Below are 3,684 nucleotides of genomic sequence, written 5' to 3'. Positions count from 1 at the left end.
GAACTACCACTCCTGGTAGACAACGTTCACTCCAAAAGGAGCCAAGTGTTGCGACTTGTGCCGGCTTCACCTTGCGATGAAACTGGCGACCCTACGGGGATTCGAACCCCGGTAGCCACCGTGAAAGGGTGGTGTCCTAGGCCTCTAGACGATAGGGTCAAAACCTTAGGAACCGCGCTGCGATCAGCGCTTGTTTCTCAAACTCTTCTACAACTCGACACCATGTTGGTGGAGGTAAGCGGGATCGAACCGCTGACCTCTTGCATGCCATGCAAGCGCTCTCCCAGCTGAGCTATACCCCCCTGGGTGTCGAGCCTCAAATTATAGCCCGAAAATCAGGCTTCCTTCAATCTCTTCAAAATAGTTTCGCGAGAAAAAAGCGCGAGGACCGAATCGAGAGAAGGCGTCTGCGGGGTGCCCATCACGAGCACTCGCACCGGCATGGCGAGTGCCGGCATCTTGAGACCTTGCGCAACCAGCACTTCCTTGATGGCCGATGCGATCGCTGCCTTGTCCCAAGCGACGGCCGATAGTTTATCCGCAAGTTCGGCGATTGCCGGGCGCACCGCAGCAGAAATATGCTGCGCGCGATCGGCATCGCTCGGATGCACGTCGGCATAGAACGCAGCGGCCCATCCCGCGAGCGCGACGGTGGTGTCGCAGCGGTCCTTGAAGAGGCCGCAGATCGCGGGCAGGCGCTCGTCGGCCGTGATGCCGCGCTTGTGCAATTGCGCGGCCACCAGCGGCGCCAGCGCATCGTCGGCCATCGCCTTCAGGTGCTGCGCATTGACCCAACGCAGCTTGGTCTCGTCGAACTGCGCCGCGCTGCGGCCCAGGTGATCGAGGTTGAACCACTCGATGAACTGCGCGCGCGAGAAGATCTCGTCGTCGCCGTGGCTCCAGCCCAGACGCGCGAGGTAGTTGACCATCGCCTCGGGCAGGAAGCCTTCGTCGCGGAACTGCGTCACCGGCTTGGCGCCGTTGCGCTTGCTCATCTTCTCGCCCTGCTCGTTGAGCACGGTGGGCAGGTGCGCATACACCGGCGGCTCCTTGCCGAGGGCGCGGAAGATGTTGATCTGGCGCGGCGTGTTGTTGACGTGGTCGTCGCCGCGGATCACGTGCGTGATCGCCATGTCGATGTCGTCGACCACGACGCAGAAGTTGTAGGTCGGCGTGCCGTCGGGCCGCGCGATCACGAGGTCGTCGAGCTCGTCGTTGCCGATCTCGATGCGGCCCTTGACCTTGTCGTCCCAGGCCACGACGCCGCCCTGCGGATTGCGAAAGCGCAGCACCGGCTGCACGCCCTCGGGCACCGGCGGCAAGGTCTTGCCCGGCTCGGGCCGCCAGGTGCCGTCGTAGCGCGGCTTCTCCTTCGCGGCCATCTGCTTCTCGCGCAGCGCGTCGAGCTCGGCCATGCCCATGTAGCAGGGGTAGACCAGGTTCGCTGCCTGCATCTCGGCCAGCACCGCCTTGTAGCGGTCCATGCGCTGCATCTGGTAGAACGGGCCCTCGTCATGGTCGAGGCCCAGCCACTGCATGCCTTCGAGGATCACGTCGACGGCCGCCTGCGTCGAGCGCTCGACGTCGGTGTCCTCGATGCGCAGGATGAAGTCGCCGCCGGTCGAGCGCGCAAAGGCCCACGGGTAGAGGGCCGAGCGGATGTTGCCGAGGTGGATGAAGCCGGTCGGGGACGGTGCGAAACGGGTACGGGTCTTCTGTGTCATGCGGGGGTGCTCAGGCCGGCTAGACCTCGCAGGAGGTCGGCCTTGATGTCGTCGATGTGGTCCAGCCCGACCGCCACGCGGATCAGGCCCTGGCCGATGCCGGCCGCCTGCCGCTGCACTTCGGTGAGGCGCCCGTGCGAGGTGGTCGCCGGATGGGTGATGGTGGTCTTGGTGTCGCCGAGGTTGGCCGTGATGCTCAGCACGCGCGTGCTGTCGATCACGTGGAAGGCGTTGGCGCGCGACGCTTCGGGGCCGCTGCCTTCGACGTCGAAGGACACGACCGCCCCGCCCAGTCCCGACTGCTGGCGCATCGCCAGTTCATGCTGCGGATGCGAGGCCAGGCCCGGGTAGTACACGCGTGCCACGCCCGGCTGCGCCTCGAGCCACTGCGCCAGCGCCAGCGCACCGGCGCAGTGCGCCTGCATGCGGATGCCCAGCGTCTCGAGGCCCTTGAGCACGACCCAGGCATTGAACGGCGACAGCGCCATGCCCGCAGTGCGCACCACCGGGCCGAACACATCGTTGATCAGCTTCGACGAGCCGCAGATGGCGCCGGCCAACACGCGGCCCTGCCCTTCGAGGTACTTGGTGCCCGAATGGATGACGAGGTCGGCGCCGAGCTCGGTCGGCCGTTGCAGCGCCGGCGAGCAGAAGCAGTTGTCGACCGCCAGCAGCGCGCCCGCGCCATGCGCCAGGTCGGCCAGCGCGCGGATGTCGCAGACGTCGGTCAGCGGATTGGTCGGCGTCTCGGCGAACAGCAGCTTGGTGGTCGGGCGGATCGCCGCCTTCCATTCGGCAACGTCGGTCTGCGAGACGAAGGTGGTCTCGACGCCGAACTTGCCGAACTCGCGGCCGATCAGGTTCAAGGTCGAGCCGAACACCGAGCGCGAGCACACCACGTGGTCGSCGGCGCGCAGCAGGCCCATGCACATCATGAGGATCGCGCCCATGCCGCTGGAGGCGCCGATCGCGGCCTCGGTGCCTTCAAGCGCGGCCAGGCGCCGTTCGAAGCTGGCCACGGTCGGGTTCGAAGTGCGGGTGTAGGTGAAGCCCTCCTCGGTGCCGGCGAAGCGGCGCGCCGAGGTCTCGGCATCGGGCTGCACGAAGCTGCTGGTGAGGAACAGCGCTTCGGAGTTCTCGCCGTACTGGCTGCGCTCGAGCGCTGTCCGGACCGCGAGCGTGTCGCGGTGCAGCCCCGGGGGCAGGGATCGGTCGGTCACGCGGGATCCTTCAGCTGAGGTTGGGCAGTGCGAGGCGGGACGAGTCTTCCTCGGTCTCCTCGATGCGCGGACGGCTGCCGTTCATGCGCGTGATGGCCTCGGTGTCGATGTCGCCGGTGACGTACACGCCGTCGAAGCAGGAGGCATCGAAGCCGTCGAGCTTCGGGTTCAGCGAACCGATGGCGCGCTTCATCGCGTCGACGTCCTGGTAGATCAGCGCGTCGCAGCCGATCAGCTCGCGGATTTCCTCGACGGTGCGGTCGTGCGCCACCAGTTCGTCCTTGGTCGGCATGTCGATGCCGTAGACGTTGGGATAGCGCACCGGCGGCGCCGCGCTGGCCAGGTACACCTTGCGGGCCCCGGCGTCGCGTGCCATCTGCACGATCTCGCGGCTGGTGGTGCCGCGCACGATCGAGTCGTCGACCAGGAGCACGTTGCGGCCCTTGAACTCGCTGGCGATCACGTTGAGCTTCTGGCGCACCGACTTCTTGCGCACGCCCTGCCCCGGCATGATGAAGGTGCGGCCGACGTAGCGGTTCTTGACGAAGCCTTCGCGGTACGGAACGCCCAGCAGGTGCGCCAGCTGCGTCGCGCTCGGACGGCTCGATTCGGGGATCGGGATGATGACGTCGATGTCGCTCGGCGGCACGGTCGAGATCACGCGCTTGGCCAGCGTCTCGCCGAGGTTCAGCCGCGCCTGGTAGACCGAGATGCCATCGAGCACCGAGTCGGGCCGCGCC

Annotated in this window: 3 protein-coding genes and 2 tRNA genes; all 5 read right to left on the bottom strand. The window is 66.6% G+C overall.

The genetic code is table 11. From position 1 onward, the window contains the following. Nucleotides 1-83: 83 nt before the first annotated feature. A tRNA-Glu gene (locus AC1D2E_RS35235) sits at nucleotides 84-159 on the bottom strand. A gap of 67 nt (nucleotides 160-226) precedes the next feature. Then, a tRNA-Ala gene (locus AC1D2E_RS35230) sits at nucleotides 227-302 on the bottom strand. A gap of 33 nt (nucleotides 303-335) precedes the next feature. Then, complete coding sequence (gene gltX / locus AC1D2E_RS35225) at nucleotides 336-1,724, bottom strand: glutamate--tRNA ligase (protein WP_478201696.1); 1,389 nt, start codon at nucleotides 1,722-1,724, stop codon at nucleotides 336-338. After that, the gene (locus tag AC1D2E_RS35220; protein ID WP_478201695.1) at nucleotides 1,721-2,944 is read right to left on the bottom strand and encodes an O-succinylhomoserine sulfhydrylase; all 1,224 of its coding nucleotides are present in this window, start codon (nucleotides 2,942-2,944) and stop codon (nucleotides 1,721-1,723) included. Before AC1D2E_RS35220 ends, gltX begins: the two co-directional genes overlap by 4 nt. 10 nt (nucleotides 2,945-2,954) lie before the next feature. Continuing rightward, the coding region (locus AC1D2E_RS35215) for an amidophosphoribosyltransferase (protein WP_478201694.1) at nucleotides 2,955-3,684 on the bottom strand (730 nt) is incomplete at its 5' end.

Source organism: Variovorax sp. P1_H2, assembly GCF_056405295.1.
The sequence above is the reverse complement of the archived record's forward strand: the minus strand, read 5'-3'. Positions and strand labels throughout refer to the sequence as shown.

Coding starts and splice junctions, on each gene's coding strand:
- gltX (WP_478201696.1), bottom strand. CDS start 1,724: ATGACACAGAAGACCCGTACCCGTTTCGCACCGTCCCCGACCGGCTTC.